Here is a 19,227-nt window from a genome sequence, read left to right on the forward strand (position 1 = left end):
CCTCACAGTCCGGCAAGAAGCGGCGAGAAACCGCCTCGCCTGTAAGGCGTCTCGCGCATCAGCATATCAAGACCGAGGCTTGCAATATCATCGGCCATAGGATCGGCATCCGCCGATAGCTGCTGATAGATGATCTTGACCCAGCTCTGGCATTCGTCGCAGGTTTCAGCCTTGATGATGCCGCCGCCTTCTTCAACTTCCTTGTAGCCAATGCCCTTTGTGGAACCGCAGCATACACATTTGACCCGCACATAATGCCAGAGCGTGTTGCAGACGGAACAGGAGCAGAAGCGTGCGCCATGCGCACCGTGCCAGCCCACGACCATCGAGCTTGACGGCATGCTGCCGCAAGTCGGGCAGACGCCATCTGCAACGGGTTTCAGCGACTTCGGATCAAGCGCCGATGCAAGCCGCGTGAAATGGAGCTGCAAGCCCGCCCAGATATAAATATGTTCCGCAATTGCTTCCGGCGGCAGAACACCGGCGAAGAGTGCCTCGATCATCCGGCGACGCTCACCCGCATCGCTGTTCGCCACACGCTCCAGCGCATCGGCGGCATCCTGCGGCTTGGCAATATTGCGAGCACGCTCGAACAGCCGGTCGAAAACGGTATCGAGCGCTGCTTGCGATATGGCATCCGCACGATCGATCGCCGGCATGCCGAATTCTCGCCCCCGCTCATCGCCCTGCGCTACAGTGACAGGACCGAGACCAGCCGCTATGTCGGACTGCGCCTCGCTCAGATCGGCAATAAATTCGAGATAGGGTTTCAGCGGACTGACCGAGCCCAAAAGGCGCAGCCGCCCTGCTCTTTCGGCGAAAAGCACGCCGGGGTCCGGCAATTGTACGAAGGGGGGGGCCGATATTTCGCCGATAACCGTCGGGTCCGGCACCAGATCTTTCTTGCCTGCCATGTCACTCCTCACGAACCCAACGGGCCACGTGGACCACTGAATATGATCGCCCTCGAATGACGACCGCGTAAATTCAGGCGGCAGGCTTTCCGCCGCCCTGTTTCACTTTCTGCTTCGATGTCAGTTCGCGCAACCATTTGCGGTGATGTCGCCATGCCCAGCCACCAGTAACCGTGCCGCGTGTCATCGCATGGATCGTGCCCTTGACCCAGATCGCGGCATAGACATGCACAATCCAGACACAGATCGCCGCCACCGCCGCCATGGAATGGACAAGCAAGGCCCAGCGCTGCTGGTTGATGCTGGTGAAGGAACCGAAATACTCGTTCCAGATCATCACGCCGGAAACGATCAGAATGATAATCAGCAGCGACATGGACCAGAAAACGAGCTTCTGACCTGCATTATATTTGCCGACTTCGGGCAGCTTTTCCTCATTGCCGGAGATCACGTCATTGGCATGTGCCAGCCATTGGCTGTCTTCACGCTTCCACAGATTGGCGCTCCAGAAACGCACGAAAAGCCCAAGAAAGCTGAAGAACAACACCACGCCGATCCACGGGTGGATGGCGCGTGTCCATTGTCCGCCGCCAAACAGGCCCGACAGGAAAAACAGCGAAGGGTGGAACATGGCAAGGCCGGACAAGGCCAGCAGCACGAGGCTGATGGCGGTGATCCAATGATTGATGCGTGCTCCGCCTGAATAGCGGTGCACCCTGACCGGCTTGCCGGGTTCTATCCCGTCGCCGCGTTCAACATCGTCAAAGTCGGTCTTGCTCATGAGCTTTTCTCTCCCGTGAGCTTTTCGGCCTGTTCCTCGTCATGCTCTGTCACGACGTTCGGACCCTTGAAGATATAGTGCAGCAGACCCGCTGCTGCGGCCAGCCCCATTGCGGCCATGCCCGCATATTTGGATACGCCCTTCCACGCTTCGACAACCGGGCTGATGCGCGGATTGTTCGGCAGATTGGCGTAGATTTCGGGCTTGTCGGCATGGTGCAGCACATACATGACATGCGTGCCGCTGACGCCCGGCGGATCGTAAAGACCGGCATTCTCGAAGCCGCGCGATTTCAGATCCTTGATGCGTCCGTCGGCCCATTCCTTCATCTCGTCCTTGGTGCCGTAGACGATGGCCTGCGTCGGGCATGCCTTGGCGCAGGCAGGCCCCTGTCCGACTGCAATACGATCAGAGCAGAGCGTGCACTTATAGGCCTTGTGAGTCACTTCCGACACACGTGGAATGTTGAACGGGCATCCCTTGATGCAATAGCCGCAACCGATGCAGTTATCGTGGATGAAATCGACGATACCGTTGGAATATTGCACGATTGCACCGGGCGCCGGGCAAGCCTTGAGGCAGCCGGGGTCTTCGCAATGCATGCAGCCATCCTTGCGGATCAGCCATTCCAGATTGCCGGTATCGGGATTGTCCCACTCGGTAAAGCGCATCAGCGTGAAGGTATTCGGCGTCAGATCGTGCGGATTGTCATAGACACCCACATTGATGCCGACTTCCTCATGCGTGTCGTTCCATTCAGCGCAGGCCGACTGGCAGGCCTTGCAGCCGATGCATTTCGACACATCGATGAGCTTCGCCACCTCGGTCTGGCGTTCGGCAGGCGGCGTCACATTCGACGCCGACCGCCTGATGAGGTCCTTGTCACCGAAACGCGGCTGTTGCGGCTGGACGCTAGGATTGGGAACGGGTGGAAACATCTCTAATCCCTCCTAAGCTACAGGCGCGCTTGAGCGCTCGATATTGACCAGAAACGCCTTGAACTCCGGCGTTTCAATGTTCGCATCGCCGACGAAAGGCGTCAGCGAGTTCGGGCCGAAGCCCTTGCGGGCGGCACCCATGAAGCCCCAATGGAGCGGGATGCCGACCACATGCACCGTCTTGCCGTCGCAGATGAGCGGCTTGATGCGCTTGGTCACCACGGCCTTGGCCTTGACCGAACCGCGCTTCGACCACACCCGCACCCAGTCGCCCTTGGCAATGCCCTTTTCCTTCGCCAGCTCTTCGGAAATTTCCACGAAGAACTCAGGCTGCAGAACGGCATTCACCGTGACGTGCTTCGTCCAGTAGTGGAAATGTTCGGTCAGGCGGTAGGACGTCGCCGCATAGGGGAACTCCTCCGATGCCGTTTCCGCAAACTGCTTGAAGTCGTCGTTGAAGACACGCGCCACCGGATTGCCCCGAACCTTCGGTGCAATCACATTGGCGACCGGCGATTCAAACGGCTCGTAATGGGCCGGGAACGGACCGTCGCGCATCATGCCACGGCTGAACAGGCGCGAGGAGCCTTCCGCATTCATGATGAACGGCCCGACCTCTTCCGGCTTGGCGGTCGGCGCGATGTCCGGCACGTCATAGCCCGTCCATTTCGAACCGTCCCATTCGATGAGCTTGCGGCTCGGGTCCCACGGCTTGCCGTTGAGATCGGCAGAGGCGCGGTTATAGAGAATGCGACGGTTTGCAGGCCATGCCCACGACCAGTTGAGATAGGCACCTGTCTCATCCGGATCATGATTGTCGCGGCGAGCCATATTGTTGCCAGCCTCGGTGAAGCAGCCGGAATAAATCCAGCAGCCAGATGCCGTCGAACCGTCGTCGCGCAGTGCCGCAAAGCCGGACAGAAGCTTGCCCGCCTCGGCAACCACCTTGGTCGGATCGGCCGGATCGGTCACCGTAGAAAGAGCACGACCGTTCAGTTCCTTGGCCAGTTCTTCCGCCGTCGGCTCGCCTTCGTCCTTATAATCCCAGACGAGATTGAGGATCGGGTCGGGGAAGGCCCCGCCTTCCTTGCTATAAAGCCCCTTCAGCCGCAGATAGATCTGGGCCATGATCCAGTTGTCGGTCTTCGCATCGCCGGGCGGCGTAGCACCAGGCCAGTGCCATTGCAGCCAGCGCCCGGAATTGGTGAGCGAGCCCTCATCCTCTGCAAAGCAGGTAGAAGGAAGCTGGAACACTTCCGTTTGGATGGAAGCTGAATCCACATCGTTGAATTCACCGTGGTTTTCCCAGAAACGCGAGGTTTCCGTTTCCAGCGGGTCCATTGTCACCAGGAATTTCAGCTTCGACAAAGCGTCGGTCAGCTTCTTGCGGTTCGGCACCGCCATCAGCGGATTGAACCCCTGACAGACATAGCCGTTGACCTTGCCCTCATACATCATGTCGAAGATACGAAGCATGTCGTAATTCGGCACGTCGAGCTTCGGCAGCCAGTCATAGACGAAGTCGTTTTCAACAGTTGCGGCACTGCCCCACATCGCCTTCTGGAAACTGACGAAGAACTTGCGATAATTCTGCCAATAGCTCGTCTGGTTCGGGCGCAGCGGCTTGAAACCGCGTGTCGACATATAGATTTCGAGATCAGTTTCCTTTTCGACCGGAATGTTCATATAGCCCGGCAGAAGATTGGACATCAGGCCGATATCGGTCAGTCCCTGAATGTTGGAGTGCCCGCGCAGCGCATTCATGCCGCCGCCACGCACGCCGATATTGCCGAGGATAAGCTGCAGCATCGCCATGCAGCGAATATTCTGCGACCCCTTGGAATGCTGCGTCCAGCCGAGCGCATACATCGACGTCATCGTCTTGTCTGGTGCCGAGCATTCGGACATCATCTCGGCCACTTTCAGGAATTTCTCCTTCGGCGTACCGCAGATACGTTCAACCATTTCCGGCGTGAAGATCGAAACGTGCTGCTTCAGCAGGTTCCACACACAGCGGGGGTTCTGCAACGTGTCGTCAACGACCGCATAGCCGTCATCGCCGATCACATAATCCCAGCTCGAGCGGTCGTAATCCCGCTTTTCCTCGTCATAGCCGGTAAACAGCCCGTCCTTGTATTCGAAGCCATCCTTGATGATGTAGCTGGCATTGGTGAAATGCTTCACATAATCCCACTGCACCTTGTCGTTCTGGATGCAGTAATTGATGACGCCAAGCAGGAAGGCGATATCCGACCCCTGCCGGATAGGCGCGTAGAAATCCGCCACGGAAGCCGTGCGCGTGAAACGCGGATCGACGACGATCAGCCGGGCGCCACGGTTGGCCTTTGCCTCCGTCACCCATTTGAAGCCGCAAGGATGCGCTTCCGCCGCATTGCCGCCCATGACGACGACGAGATCGGTGTTCTTGATATCGGTCCAGGAGTTGGTCATTGCTCCGCGGCCAAATGTTGGGGCGAGACTCGCCACCGTCGGGCCGTGTCAGACGCGTGCCTGGTTATCGAATGCAACTATGCCTGTGCTGCGCACCACCTTGTAGGTGAGAAACGCCGTTTCATTGGTGGTTGCCGAAGCTGCGAGAAAACCCGTCGAGGTCCAGCGATTGACCGTAGTGCCCGCCGCGTTCTTCGCGATGAAGTTGGCGTCGCGATCGTCTTTCAGATGCCGTGCAATGCGGTCGAGCGCATCTTCCCAGGAAATCTGCTTGAACTCGGACGAACCCGGCTCGCGTACCTGTGGATATTGCAGGCGGGTCTTCGCCTTGACGAAGTCCTTCAGTGCCGCACCCTTCGGGCAAAGCGTGCCGCGATTGGTCGGGTGATCCGTATCGCCTTCGACATGGATCAGCTCGGCCTTCTCGCCTTTCCTGACATCCCCCTTGGAATAAAGGATGATGCCGCAGGCGACCGAGCAGTAAGGGCAGGTATTCCGGGTTTCGGTCGTGTTGGTCAGCTTGAAGGGGCGAATGGATTCGGCATAGGCGCTTTCCACTGCACCGAAACCGAAAGACCCAAGCGCCGAAGCCGCCACTACCGCCCCCGTTCCGCCCAGAAACTGGCGGCGTGAGAGCTCCACATTCATTGCGCTGCACCTCCCTGATCGTCAGAAGAAAATGCCGAGGCATGCTCTTCTTTAAATTGGACTTGCCTGACATCAGTTCACCGCAATAAAACCAAGTTGTCAACCGAACAGCAGGCTAAAAAAATTAACAATAAGGTGCATTTATCAATAACATGACTTTAATTGTCATGTATTAATACATAGACTTCATCACGAGAATGACTTGAAAACGCGCTGGCTGATTGACGTTCCTGTGTAAAAACGCCAGACTGCTTGTGTGGCTTCTTATATTGCTCCCGAGTTTCGGGGCCTGAATTTTGAGTGGCTCTTGCCTCGCGTCGGCTTGTTTAACCCGGTGCGACGGTGTTTTGCGGCCCTCATCTCAAGCTCTCTTCAATCGGGCAAAGCCTCATCCAGATTTCCTGCAATCATTGCATACCTCCCGCTTTCCGGACCGAAGGCGGGAGGAACGATTTTTCTCGCGCAATTGCAACAAGAACAATTCAAAGCAAAAAGGGGATCGTCATGAACCGTCGGGAACTTCTTAAATCCGGTGCGGCTTGCGCGGCTTTCAGCATGCTGCCGAATTTTGCGTCTGCGGCCAGCAACACATTCGCGCCGGAGCCGTCAGGCTGGCGCAGCTTCGAGATCACCACCAGCGTTACGCCTGTCGCTTCGGGAGAAGTCATTCGTGTATGGGTTCCGATGGCGGGGTTCAATGGCAACGACTGGAACCGTCCCGAAGGCAATCGCTGGACGACAAACGCCAAGGTCGCGCGGCTCGACCGCGATCCGGCCAGCGGCACCGGCCTGCTTTACCTCGAATGGGACGCAAACGAAGCAAAACCGCAAGCCGAGATCATCAGCCTCATCTCTACCCGGGACCGTGCAAGCAATCTTGATGCCTCGGCAAAGGCCGTGCCGCTGACCCGTGCCGAACGCGAACGCTATCTGGCCGGGACGCGCCTTGCGCCGGTCGATGGCATCGTCAAACAGACCTCCGACAAGATCGTTGCAGGTGCAGGCACCGATCAGGAGAAGGCGCGCCTGATCTATGACTGGGTGGTGGCCAACACCTATCGGCGCGCCTCGACACGCGGCTGCGGTGACGGCAATATCGTCGCCATGCTCGACAGCGGCGATCTCGGCGGCAAATGCGCCGACCTCAATCCGCTGTTCGTGGCTCTGGTCAGGGCGGCGGGAATTCCGGCCCGGGACCTCTATGGCGTGCGCGTTGCGCCTTCCGCCTTCGGCTACAAGAGCCTTGGCGCGAAGAACGAAGTCATCACCAAGGCCCAGCACTGTCGCGCCGAAATCTACCTTGACGGCATTGGCTGGGTCGCAACCGATCCGGCGGATGTGCGCAAGGTGATGCTGGAAGAGGAAAAGGACGGGCTGACCGCCGACGACCCGCGTGTCGCAGCCGTGCGGCAAAAGCTTTTCGGTTCATGGGAAGGCAACTGGATTGCCTTCAATGATGGCAGCGATATCGCCTTGCCATCTGCCCAAGGACCGGAACTCGGTTTCCTGATGTATCCGCAGGCCGAAGTCGCCAGCGCCCGTCTTGACTGTCTCGATGCGGATGCTTTCCGCTACGCGATGACCGCACGCGAAATAACGATATAAATTTTGAGGACATCATGGATATCGCATCGCCTATTCGTCTCAGCACGCTTGCCCATGGCGGCGGTTGCGGCTGCAAGCTGGCTCCAGCCGTTTTGCAGGATCTGCTGGCCGACCAACCGGCCATGCAGCCTTTCAGCCAACTTCTCGTCGGAACGGAAACCGGCGACGATGCCGCTGTCTGGCAACTGGATGACGAAAACTGCGTGATCGCCACCACGGATTTCTTCATGCCGATGGTGGACGATCCTTTCGATTTCGGACGTATCGCAGCCACCAATGCGATATCCGACATTTATGCCATGGGCGGAACGCCGATCATGGCGCTGGCGATCCTCGGCATGCCGGTGAACAAGATGCCCGCCGAAATGATCCGCGAAATCCTGAAAGGCGGCTACAGCATCTGTGCTGAAGCTGGCATTCCGGTTGCGGGCGGGCATTCCATCGACGCGCCGGAACCGATCTACGGATTAGCCGTTATCGGCACCTGCAAGCTTTCCAGCCTTCGCAAAAACAGCGGCGCGCGTCCCGGCGACACGCTGATCCTGACCAAGGCAATCGGCGTCGGTATTTATTCCGCTGCCTTCAAGAAACAGGTACTCGACAGCGCCAGTTACGATGAAATGATGACATCCGTCACCTTGCTGAACCGGGTTGGCGCCGAACTTGGCAAGGATGACGCCGTCCATGCAGTAACCGATGTCACCGGCTTCGGTATTCTTGGTCACGCGCTCGAAATGGCGCGCGGTTCGAATGCAGGCATCAGCCTCGACTATGCTGCGCTGCCTTTTCTCAAGCAGGCCGAACATCTGACACAAGGCGGCTTTGTAACAGGAGCCTCCACCCGCAACTGGGCAAGCTACGGCCATGATGTGCAGCTTCCGGACGACTATCCGCTCTGGAAACAGCAATTGCTGACCGACCCGCAGACATCCGGCGGGCTTCTGCTATCCTGCGCAGCGGGGGAAGCTGAAAGACTTTTGAACAGCATCCACGCTGCCGGTTATCCATCTGCCAGCATCATCGGAAAGGTGACGGAAGGTGCCGCCCGCGTGACCGTGACAGGGTGAAATCACAGAAACAGTTCATCAACAACTCGCTTGCCGATTGGGCCGTTCCCCTCTGGAAATCGCCGCCATGAGGCGATAAAGGCAACAGGATAATATTTTCCAGAGGGACATCATGGGCTATTTTCCAAGTTGGCGTTTGACATCAAACGCCGTCGTGCTTCCTGACGAGCGCCTGCCAGCCGCCGCCGCCATACCGATGGGCGTGCAGCATCTTCTTGCGATGTCCGGCTCGACCATCGTTGCGCCGCTGCTGATGGGTTTCGATCCCAATGTGGCCGTCTTCTTCTCCGGTATCGGCACGCTTCTGTTCTTCGTGCTGACGGCAGGCCGTGTGCCGAGCTATCTCGGTTCGTCCTTCGCATTCATCGCGGTCGTGATCGCCGCAACCGGCTATAGCGGTTCCGGCCCCAATCCCAATATCGCCATCGCGCTCGGCGGCATCATTGCCTGCGGCGCGCTCTATGCCTTTATCGGCCTTGTGGTCATGGCCATCGGCACGGGCTGGGTGGAACGGCTGATGCCTCCGGTCGTCACCGGTGCCATCGGCGTTTCCATCGGCCTCAACCTCGCGCCGGTCGCTGTCGGCCAGTTGAAGGGAAGCGGCACGCACATCACCATCGCGCTGCTCACCGTTCTCTGCATGGGGATGATCGCCGCCTATGGGCCGCGTGGAACCAAGCGCCTGTCGGTGCTCTTCGCGCTGCTGTTCGGCTATCTGCTGGTCCTGATCCTCGGCAACGGCCTCGGCATCGTGCCCGGCATCGATTTCACCGCCGTCAGCAACGCAGCCTGGTTCGGCCTGCCGCATTTCACCACGCCGGAATTCAACTGGCAGGCGATCACCCTCATCGCGCCGGTCGCCGTCGTTCTGGTGGCAGAAAATCTCGGCCACATCAAAGCGCTCGGTTCGATCACCGGCCAGAACATGGATCGTTATATCGGCCGCGGCTTCCTCGGCGATGGCATCGCGACCATGATCTCCGGTTCTGGCGGCGGCACCGGCGTCACCACCTATGCCGAAAACATCGGTGTCATGGCGATGACCAAGGTTTATTCGACGCTGATCTTCGTCATTGCTGCCATCATGGCACTGATCCTCGGCATGTCGCCGAAATTCGGCGCTATCCTCCAGACCATCCCAGCCCCGGTTCTGGCAGGTCTTGCGGTTTCGGTGTTCGGCCTGATCGCCTCGGCCATGGCCCGCATCTGGATCGTCAACAAGGTAGACTTCGCGGATTCCCGCAATCTCTTCACCGCTGGCGTGGCGCTCATCTTCGGCGCTGGCGACTTCACGCTGAAGATCGGTGATTTCGCTCTTGGCGGTATCGCAACATCGACGCTTGCAGCTCTCGTCTTCTATCAGTTGCTCGGTATCGGTCGCAGCGAGAAGCCTGCTGCATAAGACAAGGGGGAGCGGGCGCTTGTCCCGCTCCCTTTATGCCGAAACAGTTCATACTTGATCGGTATCAATTACTGTATTTCTATATCCGCCTATGTCTGGGAATGAAGATCATCCGGATGAGACGGGCTCATGATATCAGACCTTTTCGAGCATAACCGGCAATGGGCAGCGAAAAAGCGCCAGGAAGACCCTGAATATTTCAGCCGCCTGTCATCGATGCAGCGTCCGGAATATCTCTGGATCGGATGTTCGGACAGCCGCGTTCCGGCCAATGTCGTCACCGGATTGCAGCCCGGCGAGGTGTTCGTACACCGCAACGTCGCCAACCTCGTTCATCGCGCCGACCTGAACCTGCTGTCAGTGCTTGAATTTGCCGTCGAAGTGCTGGAGATCAAACACATCATCGTCTGCGGTCATTACGGTTGCGGCGGCGTGCGTGCCGCCATGGCCGGTTATGGCCACGGCATCATCGATAACTGGCTCCAGCCGGTTCGCGATATTGCGCAGGCAAATGAACAGGAGCTGTACGGTTTTACCGATCCCGAAGAACGCCTGAACAGGCTTTGCGAACTGACCGTCGCCTCACAGGTAGAAAGCCTGTCACGCACGCCAGTTCTGCAATCGGCCTGGAAACAGAACAAGGATATCGTCGTACACGGCTGGATCTATGGCCTCAAGGACGGCTTGTTGCGTGACCTCGAATGCGACTGCACGAAAAGCGTGCTGCATTTTTCATGTCAGCAGGCAGGATAATCTGAATATTCAAAGACGGATTATTTTCGCTCCGCCGGAAAAACGTATTTCCGGAGATGGACGAGCGGGTAAAGCCCGCTCGTCCCGATTTTACTTATTCTGCTGCTTCTGCCACGCATAGCGCATCACATTCGACAGCTTCCCGTGCACCGGACAGGCTGGCCTGACCAAGAGCAACGGTTAAGACCGCGCTGAAGCTCGCCACGACCGAAACCCAGAAACCGTTTGCCGCACCGAAATTGTCGACAACCCAACCGGAAACGAACGCACCAAGCGCCATTCCGATGCCGATACCCGTCATGACCCAGGTAATACCCTCGGTCAGCATTGTTTCAGGCACACGGCGTTCGATCAGGCCGAAGGCCGTAATGAATGTCGGGGAAATCGCAACGCCGCTGACGAACACCGCCGTCGCGAGAAGCGCGGTCGATGTACCGGCAAAGGGTAGCGGCAATGCAGTGAGTGCCAGCACGCCGACGGCAATCATCAACTGGCGCTGCAGGGGTATACGAAGCGACAATGCACCGAGCGTTATGCCGACAAGAAACGAACCGATGGCATAAACGCCGATCACGATGCTGGCCGCGCCGGGCTGACCAAGCTCGCTTGTGATAGCCACGGCACTGACCTCAGCTGTTGCAAAAGTGGAACCGACAAAGATGAGCGCGAGCGTGATAATCTGAACGGGACGCGACCAGATTGCAGAACGTTGCGGGCTGCCGTGGTCGAGTGCGCGAACCGGCGGTTCACTGGAACGCTGCAAAAGAAAGGCAACAGTGCCCACGGCCAGGAAAGCCGTGCTGATGAGCATACCCGCCTCAGGAAACAGCGACACCGCCAGCGCCACGGAAAGGGAGGCGCCTGAAATATAGACCAACTCATCCGCCGCCGACTCGAACGCGAAAGCGGTGTTCAATTCAGGGCGGTTGCGGAAAATTTCCGTCCACCTTGCCCGCACCATTGCCGGGATGCTGGGCATGGCACCGGCAAAAAATGCCGAGACGAACAATGTCCAGTTCGCCCAGCCCTGATTTGTCGCTACGAGCAGAAGCGCGAAGGCTATCACCGAAACGATTGTGGCGGGCATGACGATGCGGCTTTGTCCGTAACGGTCGACAAGGCGTGAGATCTGCGGCGATATGAATGCATTCGTGAGCGCGAAGGTGGCAGACACCGCGCCCGCCAGCCAGTATTCGCCATGGGTCTGCGCAAGCATGGCCACGATGCCGACGGGCGCCATCGCGATGGGAAGACGAGCGAAGAAGGCCGCCGTCGAAAAGCCGATAGCGCCTGGAGCACTGAAAATTTCTCTATATGGATTGGACATCGGAGTGGGTCCTTGAAAGGGGAAATTCTATCACTTGCATACGGTCCGTATGTTAATTAAATAATTGATACGCGGCGTATGTCAACTAATATACGCAGCGTATGCAAATAAAAGGAATCATGATGCGTAAACCGCGAAGCGAAATGATTGCCGAAACGAGGACCAAGCTGATGGCTGCGGGCCGCAAGGCGTTCGGAACCGTTGGTTACGCCGAGGCTTCGATGGATGATTTTACAGCCTCTGCCGGGCTGACGCGCGGCGCGCTCTATCATCATTTTGGTGACAAAAAGGGCCTTCTGCAGGCCGTAATCAACGAGATCGATTGCGAGATGGCCGCGAGGCTGTGCACGATTTCTGCCAAGGCGCCCGACCGCTGGCAGGGTTTTGTCGACGAAAATACGGCCTATATCGAGATGGCGCTTGAGCCGGAAATCCAGCGGATCATGTTTCGCGACGGACCGGCGGTTTTCGGCGACCCGTCCAGTTGGCCGAGCGCCAATGGCTGTATCCGCACGATCACCACAAGCCTCGACGCCTTGCGGGAAGATGGGATCATCGTCGATATCGATTCGGAAGCCGCCGCGCGGCTGATCAATGCGGCGAGCAGTAGCGCCGCGCAGTGGATTGCCAATTCCGACGATCCAGAGGCCACATCGAAGCGGGCCGTTAAGGCGTTCCGGACGTTTCTGGAAGGCCTGTTGATCCGGAAGAACAAGTGAAGGTCAGTTTACGCGCCTCTCGCGAATAGCCTCAACCAGCCTTTCGGGGTCAATGGGCTTGTGCAGCAGCAGATAGCCACTGGCGGAAGCCTCGCGAAGCCTTTCCGGCGAGGTGTCGCCCGTCAGGATAATCACCGGCAAAGTCCGCTCCAGCAGCGCAAATACTTCACTCGCTGCTTCAGTTCCGGTGGTCAGGCCCTGCAACCGGTAATCCACAATCAGCAGATCCGGCTCCCCCGCCAATTCGGATGCCTGATAGGATCGATAGGCTTCCGCAGCAGTCGGCCCGGCATGGACTCTATGTCCAAGCACCGAAAGCAATCCGCAAAGGGCATCCAGGACGGCAGGTTCATCATCGATGACGATAATATTGCGGGCTCCTCCCTGCTCTGTCTGCGATATTGCCTGCCCTCCCGCCTTCTCGACGCGGGGCACCGTTACAGCAAATAATGATCCTTTCCCGAACGTCGAAACAAGCCGGATCGGATGGCGCAAAAGTGCTGCCGTTCGTTTGATGATCGACAGTCCAAGCCCCAGTCCCTTGTCACGATTGCGCTCGAAATTATCGAGCTGCACGAATTCCTCGAAAATGAGCCCGTGCTTTTCTTGTGGAATTCCGATGCCTGTATCGAGCACCTGAATTTCGATCCCACGCCCCCTGCGCCGACAGCCCATCAAGATGCGCCCCTGATCGGTATATTTGATAGCATTGGAAAGGAGATTGGCGAGAATCTGCTTCAACAGCGTAGGATCGCTGTCGCAATAAAGCGAGGTCGGCACGATACGAAGGTCGAGCTTCTTTTCTGACGCTTCGCTTGCAAATTCATGCTGCACTTCTTCGAAAATCCGGTTGATCGAAACCGCCTGCCTGTTCGGCACGACAAGCTGCGCATCCAGTCGCGAAACATCGAGCAGGGCATTGAGAAGATCGCTCAGGCTACCGACGACGCGCTTGATATTGTCCGAAATCTGTCGCGCTGCGGATGCGGCAACCGTCTCCCTGGACGCAAGTGCTGCAAGCGTGGAATTGAACAGCCCCAGCGCATGGACCGGCTGGCGCAAGTCATGACTTGCCGCAGCCAGAAAACGCGTTTTTGCCTGATCGGCCGCAGAGGCCCTGTCTCTCTCGCTTCGCAGTTCTTCCACCAGCGCCGAGTTCTCGAAGCGCAGACGAATGGTTTCCCAGAGATCGTGATAAGTCACCCGGCAGTGCTGGAGATTGATTGCCACAAGACACACGATGAGAAAGAGATAGGCATTATAAACGCCGCCACCCGCCTGCAGGCAAAAGATTGTCGCTGGCAGCACCGTGGTGAAAAGCGAGCCGATCACGGAGGGCGGGAAAGCCGAGCCCGTCGGAACCGAACCGCAAGCAAGCCCGGTCATCACAATGATCGAAAAAGCCAGAAGATGCGGTTCGCCGGACATGAAGCCGATCCAGCCGAGCATGCCCCAGTTCAGGCCCGAAAGCCACGAAAAACCTGCTGCCAGCCAGGCCCATCGGTCGGAATTGACGATCGGCTGCTTCCGACGAAAGAAGGCCCGCGTCACGAATACCCGGACGATGGATAAAAGGTAGACGGAAGCCGCCCAGGTCCAAAGCCACCAATCCGGCACTTTGCCCCAGAAAACGATGAATGCTGGAACCGGCACCAACAGGTTTGTCAGCAAGACACCCGCTGAATGCTTGTAAAGCATGCCCGTCAGTTCCTCACGGATTCTGGTTTCATCCAGTTTCCGCGACATATCGACGGAGCTATTTATTTGTACGGGATGGATCGTCATGTGATATTGAAGCCGGATTGTTGCCGCGGGGGAAGTTCATGTCCGGAACTTACAGAGTCGTACTTGCCGATGACCACAGTGTTGTCCGGGAAGGCCTGAAGATGCTGCTATCGACAATAGAAGACACTTCAATTGTCGGAGAAGCAAGGGATTACGACACGCTGTTACTTGAGCTGAATCAATGCCCCTGCGATTTACTTGTCCTGGACCTCGGAATGCCCGGTTTTCTGGGCTATACGCTCATAGAAGAAATCCGCACAGCCCACCCCCGACTGAACATCATCATATTGTCGGCCAATTCCGACGGACAGTCGATCGACAAGGCGCTTGAGGCCGGGGCCGATCTGTATCTCACGAAGAATGGCAATCCCGACGAACTGGTAGCTGCGGTCCGCTCGCTGCGCAATGCAAAACTGGACGGCGTACCCACCACGATTTCCCATCACGCAGAGAAACGCCCGGCAGGTAATCCGCTTCCCGACGTCGAACTGCCGATGTCTGTCGCCCTGACCCGCAGAGAAATGCAGTTTCTGGCACTTATTCCACGCGGCAGCACGACAAGGGAGATTGCGGAGCGGCTGGGCATCAGCGTTCCCACCGCGCGAAAACACCGTGAAAACCTGATGCGCAAGCTTGGGAAGCACAACAGCGCTGAACTGACCGCCTATGCGGTGCGCCTCGGCCTGCCGGTGGAATAGCACCCTCCGAAATACGACATCTGCCGTATTGTTTGCCCGGCGGTCCTCCAACTATCGTTCATGGTGACCATTGTGGGCGCATACCGGCCCACGTATTTGGAGGACGATATGAAGACGACTTTGATTTCTGCGGCAGCGTTTGCAATGCTCGTTACAGGAGCTTTTGCAGCGACGCCAACCACCAGCAAAACCGAAAGCCAACCGGCAGCCTCGCAGAATCATGCCGGTTCCATGCTCCTGGCCGTCGGCCCGAACCGCTATTTCTTGCCATCCATCTCTTCCGGTCGGCGCGGCGCATTCGGCTGATTGCCTAATATCAAGTTGCGCGGGGGCTATGCGATCTGGTCCAGAGGTCGTGAAGATGAAAGGGGGGCTTCTGCCGCCCTTTCATTACGTTTGTACTTGGTATCGGTAAGCTGATCTCAGCCCGACACAATCGATGTAAAGTCGGACATGCCCGCAAAGCGCGCAGCCCGTACCTTGCCGTATTTGCTCTTGTCGACAACGAGATGTTTTTCGACAGCGCGCTGCATTGCCATCTGCTTGATTGGCACTTCATGGAAGTGCGAGCACGTAACCCCGTGCTGCTCATCAACACCACCAGCCGACAGAAATGCCTTGTTGATGTTGACGCGCTTCAGGACGTCGATCCCCTCGTCCCCGGAAAACGATGCCGCTTCCGGGTGATAGAGCCCGCCCAGAACGATGATGCGCACATCGCTGCGCTGCGACAGAATTTCCGCAATATTGAGAGCGTAGCAGACAACCGTAATGTGCTGGTTCTGCGGGATACGGTGAGCAAGGTGCGGCATCGTCGTGCCGCAATCGATGAAAACCGTATCATAGGGTTCGATCAGCGCTGCGGCTGCGGCGCAAGCCTGCGCTTTGGCATTGGCATGGCTGTCTTTTTCAAAATCAAAGACATAATCGCCATTCACACCGTCCTGCGTGGGAATAATGTAACCACCCAAACAATTCAGCATCCCGCCATCGCTGCCGATATCGCGGCGGATCGTCATTTCAGAAACGCCAAGACGCGCTGCCGCATCGCGCAGGCGAAGCACGCCGATCTCATCGACCAGCGCCGCCAGTTCGGCAATCCGCTCTTCCTTCCGGCTGATTCTGCTCACGCTGTCCCCATTCCTTACGGTCCGCTCATCCCGTTTATACGTCCGTCACATTTCACGCAATGCGATCATCCGATCTTGACAGGCTGAACATAAATGTGAAACGATCCAAACATAATGATCGGATTGTAACATTATAATTCGCATTGTTGGGAGGATATGACAACAGGGTTTTGCGCGCCTCGAACAGAATTCCATTCTTCGAGGACGTCAGACAGGCGGGAAAACAGATCGAATTTTCGCCCGGCCGGGAAGCCGGGCATGGAGGAGAACGCCGACGCACTCACCGTTCCTGAGATGCGTCGGCGTAGCAACAATTGTGTTTGTCCAAGCCATCAAGGGCAGGCGACCAAGGAATTCCCAGGGAGGAAACACCGGTGAAGAAATTTCTAGCATCCGTGGCGATTGCCATGTCCGTTGCAGTTCCGCACGCTTTCGCGGAAGGCGTCGTTGATACATCGAAGATCAACAAGGAACTGATTACCACTGCCAATGACAAGAAATACACTATCGCAACCGTCGTGAAGGTAGATGGCATTGCCTGGTTTGACCGCATGCGCGATGGCGTCGACCAGTTCAAGGCTGACACCGGCAATGACGTCTGGATGGTCGGCCCGAGCCAGGCGGACGCTGCTGCACAGGTACAGATTGTCGAGAACCTCATCGCACAGGGCGTCGACGCTATTGCCATCGTGCCGTTCTCGGTTGAAGCCGTGGAGCCGGTTCTGAAGAAGGCACGCGAGCGTGGCATCGTCGTCATCAGCCACGAAGCATCCAACATCCAGAACGTCGATTACGACATTGAAGCCTTCGACAACAAGGCCTATGGCGCGAACCTCATGAAGGAACTCGGCAAGTCGATGGGCGGCAAGGGCAAATATGTCACCACCGTCGGCAGCCTGACTTCCAAGTCGCAGATGGAATGGATCGACGGTGCTGTCGAATACCAGAAGGCCAACTTCCCGGAAATGTCAGAAGCAACCGGCCGTCTCGAAACCTATGACGACGCCAATACCGACTATAACAAGCTCAAGGAAGCGATGACCGCCTATCCGGACATCAAGGGCATTCTCGGCGCGCCGATGCCGACCTCTGCCGGTGCCGGACGCCTGATCGCCGAAGGCGGCCTCAAGGGTAAGGTCTTCTTCGCAGGCACGGGCCTCGTTTCGGTGGCTGGTGAATATCTGAAGAACGACGACGTTCAGTACATCCAGTTCTGGGACCCTGCCGTTGCAGGCTATGCCATGAACATGCTGGCCGTCGCAGCGCTTGAGAAGAAGAACGACCAGATCAAGGCTGGCCTCAATCTGGGCCTGCCTGGCTATGAAAGCTTGCTGGCACCGGACGCTGCCAAACCGAACCTGCTCTATGGCGCAGGCTGGGTCGGCGTGACCAAGGAAAACATGGATAAGTACGACTTCTAATATCCATGGCTGTCTCTGACGGGAGGGGTGCCTGCCCCTCCCGCCGGACAAATTGCATTCCAGCCTTGCACGAGGCCCCTCATGAATGAAAACCTGATCGAACTGCGCCATATCGGAAAACGCTTCGGCGGCGTCAGGGCGCTGGACGATGTTTCCTTCGCCATCAAGCCCGGTGAAATCCACTGCCTCGCAGGCGAAAACGGTTCCGGCAAATCCACCATAATCAAGGTCATGTCGGGCGTCTACACACCGGAAGACGGCGAGATACTGATCGACGGCAAATCGGTCGGCAAGCTCGACCCCGTCAAGTCGGTTCACCACGGCATTCAGGTGATCTATCAGGACTTCTCGCTGTTCGGGAACCTGACTGTTGCCGAAAATCTGGCAATCAATACTTTTCTCATCGAAGGCCGCAAGGGCGTCGACTGGAAGCGCGTGCGCGAACTGGCGCAGAAGGCGCTCGACCGGCTTGGCGTCAGCATGGACCTCGATGCGGATGTGGACAGCCTGCCGACATCGGGCAAGCAGATCGTGGCGATTGCACGCGCCGTCATGGCTGACGCCCGCCTCATCATCATGGACGAGCCGACCACCGCGCTCACGCGTCATGAAGTCGACGCGCTGTTCAAGATCGTGCGCGATATTCAGGCACAGGGCATTGCGGTGCTCTTCGTCAGCCACAAGATGCGCGAGATGCTGGAAATCAGCGAAAGGCTGACCGTCTTCCGTAATGGTAAGAAAGTTGCTGAAGGCCCGATTTCCGATTTCGACGAACCGTCGATCACCCGCGCCATGACCGGTCAAGAACTCACATCGGACCATTATCACTGGAGCCCGCGTGAAGGCGCTTCAACCAATCCGACCCTCGAAATCACGAACCTTTCTGTTCCGGGTTCGGTGGAAAATGCCAGCCTCACTCTCAATGCGGGCGAGATCGTCGGCATATCCGGGCTGATCGGCTCAGGCCGTACGGAACTGGCACTCGCGCTCTTCGGCATGAAGCCGGACTTCACCGGCACTGTTCGTATTGATGGCAGGCAAGTCCACCCGAAAACAGTTCAGGAAGGGATCGCCTGTGGCGTCGCCTATGTGCCGGAAGACCGTTTGACGGAAGGTCTGTTCCTGACGCAATCAATCGAGCGGAACATCATCGTCACATCGATCGAGAAATTCGTGCGCGGCCTCTTCATCGACCGCAGACAAGCCGACACCACGACGCGCGACATGTTTTCGGCGATGCATATCGTTGCCCCCGGCCCGCATACGCCGGTCAATCACCTGTCGGGCGGTAATGCCCAGCGTGTGGTGCTGGCACGCTGGCTTTTGACCGGCGCGAAAGTGCTGATCCTCAACGGGCCGACTGTCGGTGTCGACGTCGGCTCCAAGGCGCAGATCCACAATATCATCCGCAAGCTTGCCCGTGATGAAGGTCTCGCCGTCCTGATGATTTCCGACGATGTGCCCGAGCTGGTGCAAAACTGCAATCGTGTGCTGGTGATGCATCGCGGACGTTTCGTCGACGAACTTTCCGGTGAAACCATGACCGAAGATGCCGTCAATGACCGGCTCAAGACGCTGAATTGAGGAA

16 protein-coding genes are annotated in these 19,227 nt (G+C 57.5%); 9 read left to right on the plus strand and 7 right to left on the minus strand.

Annotated elements, in window-relative coordinates:
- Positions 1 to 2: 2 nt before the first annotated feature.
- The 4 genes from fdhE to fdnG all read right to left on the minus strand — a co-directional run bounded on the left by fdhE (position 3) and on the right by fdnG (position 5,732).
- Entirely contained in the window at positions 3 to 914 is a 912-nt protein-coding gene (fdhE, locus tag F9K91_RS01315; protein WP_151676987.1) for a formate dehydrogenase accessory protein FdhE, read from the minus strand.
- A 73-nt stretch (positions 915 to 987) separates the two neighbouring features.
- Positions 988 to 1,695 (minus strand): formate dehydrogenase subunit gamma, encoded by a 708-nt coding sequence (locus tag F9K91_RS01320; protein WP_151556249.1) that lies wholly within the window; start codon positions 1,693 to 1,695, stop codon positions 988 to 990.
- Positions 1,692 to 2,633 (minus strand): formate dehydrogenase subunit beta, encoded by a 942-nt coding sequence (gene fdxH / locus F9K91_RS01325; protein WP_061346744.1) that lies wholly within the window; start codon positions 2,631 to 2,633, stop codon positions 1,692 to 1,694. The genes F9K91_RS01320 and fdxH overlap by 4 nt, the downstream gene beginning before the upstream one ends.
- Before the next feature lie 12 nt (positions 2,634 to 2,645).
- Positions 2,646 to 5,732 (minus strand): formate dehydrogenase-N subunit alpha, encoded by a 3,087-nt coding sequence (fdnG, locus tag F9K91_RS01330; RefSeq protein ID WP_151676988.1) that lies wholly within the window; start codon positions 5,730 to 5,732, stop codon positions 2,646 to 2,648.
- A gap of 504 nt (positions 5,733 to 6,236) precedes the next feature.
- Between fdnG and F9K91_RS01340 the strand changes: the two genes are divergently transcribed.
- The 4 genes from F9K91_RS01340 to can all read left to right on the plus strand — a co-directional run bounded on the left by F9K91_RS01340 (position 6,237) and on the right by can (position 10,559).
- On the plus strand, positions 6,237 to 7,337 hold the full coding sequence (locus F9K91_RS01340) for a transglutaminase-like domain-containing protein (RefSeq protein ID WP_151676989.1): 1,101 nt from the start codon (positions 6,237 to 6,239) through the stop codon (positions 7,335 to 7,337).
- A gap of 14 nt (positions 7,338 to 7,351) precedes the next feature.
- The gene (gene selD, locus F9K91_RS01345) at positions 7,352 to 8,404 is read left to right on the plus strand and encodes a selenide, water dikinase SelD (protein ID WP_151676990.1); all 1,053 of its coding nucleotides are present in this window, start codon (positions 7,352 to 7,354) and stop codon (positions 8,402 to 8,404) included.
- A gap of 112 nt (positions 8,405 to 8,516) precedes the next feature.
- Complete coding sequence (locus F9K91_RS01350) at positions 8,517 to 9,806, plus strand: solute carrier family 23 protein (protein WP_151676991.1); 1,290 nt, start codon at positions 8,517 to 8,519, stop codon at positions 9,804 to 9,806.
- Between the two features lie 129 nt (positions 9,807 to 9,935).
- Positions 9,936 to 10,559 (plus strand): carbonate dehydratase, encoded by a 624-nt coding sequence (can, locus tag F9K91_RS01355; protein WP_151676992.1) that lies wholly within the window; start codon positions 9,936 to 9,938, stop codon positions 10,557 to 10,559.
- A gap of 94 nt (positions 10,560 to 10,653) precedes the next feature.
- Here the strand turns inward: can and F9K91_RS01360 are convergent, their stop codons facing one another.
- A complete protein-coding gene (locus tag F9K91_RS01360) occupies positions 10,654 to 11,886 on the minus strand; it encodes an MFS transporter (RefSeq protein WP_151676993.1) in 1,233 nt (410 codons plus the stop codon).
- 122 nt (positions 11,887 to 12,008) lie between these two features.
- On the opposite strand from F9K91_RS01360, the gene F9K91_RS01365 reads away from it, so the two are divergent.
- Positions 12,009 to 12,605 (plus strand): TetR/AcrR family transcriptional regulator, encoded by a 597-nt coding sequence (locus F9K91_RS01365; RefSeq protein WP_167522158.1) that lies wholly within the window; start codon positions 12,009 to 12,011, stop codon positions 12,603 to 12,605.
- A gap of 3 nt (positions 12,606 to 12,608) precedes the next feature.
- Here the strand turns inward: F9K91_RS01365 and F9K91_RS01370 are convergent, their stop codons facing one another.
- The gene (locus tag F9K91_RS01370; protein ID WP_235912717.1) at positions 12,609 to 14,303 is read right to left on the minus strand and encodes an ATP-binding response regulator; all 1,695 of its coding nucleotides are present in this window, start codon (positions 14,301 to 14,303) and stop codon (positions 12,609 to 12,611) included.
- Between the two features lie 125 nt (positions 14,304 to 14,428).
- Between F9K91_RS01370 and F9K91_RS01375 the strand changes: the two genes are divergently transcribed.
- Together F9K91_RS01375 and F9K91_RS01380 are read left to right on the plus strand one after the other, a co-directional pair.
- Positions 14,429 to 15,088: a response regulator gene (locus F9K91_RS01375; protein ID WP_151676995.1), complete on the plus strand. Its 660-nt coding sequence runs from the start codon at positions 14,429 to 14,431 to the stop codon at positions 15,086 to 15,088.
- A gap of 108 nt (positions 15,089 to 15,196) precedes the next feature.
- Positions 15,197 to 15,394 carry a hypothetical protein gene (locus F9K91_RS01380; protein WP_061346753.1) on the plus strand — a complete coding sequence of 66 codons (198 nt, stop codon included), beginning with the start codon at positions 15,197 to 15,199 and terminating at the stop codon, positions 15,392 to 15,394.
- A gap of 116 nt (positions 15,395 to 15,510) precedes the next feature.
- Here F9K91_RS01380 and F9K91_RS01385 read toward each other — a convergent pair whose 3' ends face one another.
- Positions 15,511 to 16,218 carry a DeoR/GlpR family DNA-binding transcription regulator gene (locus F9K91_RS01385; protein WP_151556259.1) on the minus strand — a complete coding sequence of 236 codons (708 nt, stop codon included), beginning with the start codon at positions 16,216 to 16,218 and terminating at the stop codon, positions 15,511 to 15,513.
- A gap of 374 nt (positions 16,219 to 16,592) precedes the next feature.
- On the opposite strand from F9K91_RS01385, the gene F9K91_RS01390 reads away from it, so the two are divergent.
- On the plus strand, positions 16,593 to 17,639 hold the full coding sequence (locus F9K91_RS01390) for an autoinducer 2 ABC transporter substrate-binding protein (RefSeq protein WP_029928229.1): 1,047 nt from the start codon (positions 16,593 to 16,595) through the stop codon (positions 17,637 to 17,639).
- Positions 17,640 to 17,720: 81 nt separating this feature from the next.
- Complete coding sequence (locus F9K91_RS01395) at positions 17,721 to 19,223, plus strand: sugar ABC transporter ATP-binding protein (RefSeq protein WP_151676996.1); 1,503 nt, start codon at positions 17,721 to 17,723, stop codon at positions 19,221 to 19,223.
- Positions 19,224 to 19,227 lie beyond the last annotated feature (4 nt).

The sequence above is a fragment of the Brucella tritici genome (genome assembly GCF_008932295.1).
Taxonomy (GTDB): Bacteria; Pseudomonadota; Alphaproteobacteria; order Rhizobiales; family Rhizobiaceae; genus Brucella; species Brucella tritici.

Bases quoted from the DNA above. Each gene is read 5' to 3' on its own strand.
- can (WP_151676992.1), top strand. From the start codon at position 9,936: ATGATATCAGACCTTTTCGAGCATAACCGGCAATGGGCAGCGAAAAAG.
- F9K91_RS01375 (WP_151676995.1), top strand. From the start codon at position 14,429: ATGTCCGGAACTTACAGAGTCGTACTTGCCGATGACCACAGTGTTGTC.
- F9K91_RS01320 (WP_151556249.1), bottom strand. From the start codon at position 1,695: ATGAGCAAGACCGACTTTGACGATGTTGAACGCGGCGACGGGATAGAA.
- F9K91_RS01395 (WP_151676996.1), top strand. From the start codon at position 17,721: ATGAATGAAAACCTGATCGAACTGCGCCATATCGGAAAACGCTTCGGC.
- fdhE (WP_151676987.1), bottom strand. From the start codon at position 914: ATGGCAGGCAAGAAAGATCTGGTGCCGGACCCGACGGTTATCGGCGAA.
- F9K91_RS01370 (WP_235912717.1), bottom strand. From the start codon at position 14,303: ATGCTTTACAAGCATTCAGCGGGTGTCTTGCTGACAAACCTGTTGGTG.
- selD (WP_151676990.1), top strand. From the start codon at position 7,352: ATGGATATCGCATCGCCTATTCGTCTCAGCACGCTTGCCCATGGCGGC.
- F9K91_RS01340 (WP_151676989.1), top strand. From the start codon at position 6,237: ATGAACCGTCGGGAACTTCTTAAATCCGGTGCGGCTTGCGCGGCTTTC.
- F9K91_RS01365 (WP_167522158.1), top strand. From the start codon at position 12,009: ATGCGTAAACCGCGAAGCGAAATGATTGCCGAAACGAGGACCAAGCTG.
- F9K91_RS01350 (WP_151676991.1), top strand. From the start codon at position 8,517: ATGGGCTATTTTCCAAGTTGGCGTTTGACATCAAACGCCGTCGTGCTT.
- F9K91_RS01360 (WP_151676993.1), bottom strand. From the start codon at position 11,886: ATGTCCAATCCATATAGAGAAATTTTCAGTGCTCCAGGCGCTATCGGC.
- F9K91_RS01380 (WP_061346753.1), top strand. From the start codon at position 15,197: ATGAAGACGACTTTGATTTCTGCGGCAGCGTTTGCAATGCTCGTTACA.
- fdxH (WP_061346744.1), bottom strand. From the start codon at position 2,633: ATGTTTCCACCCGTTCCCAATCCTAGCGTCCAGCCGCAACAGCCGCGT.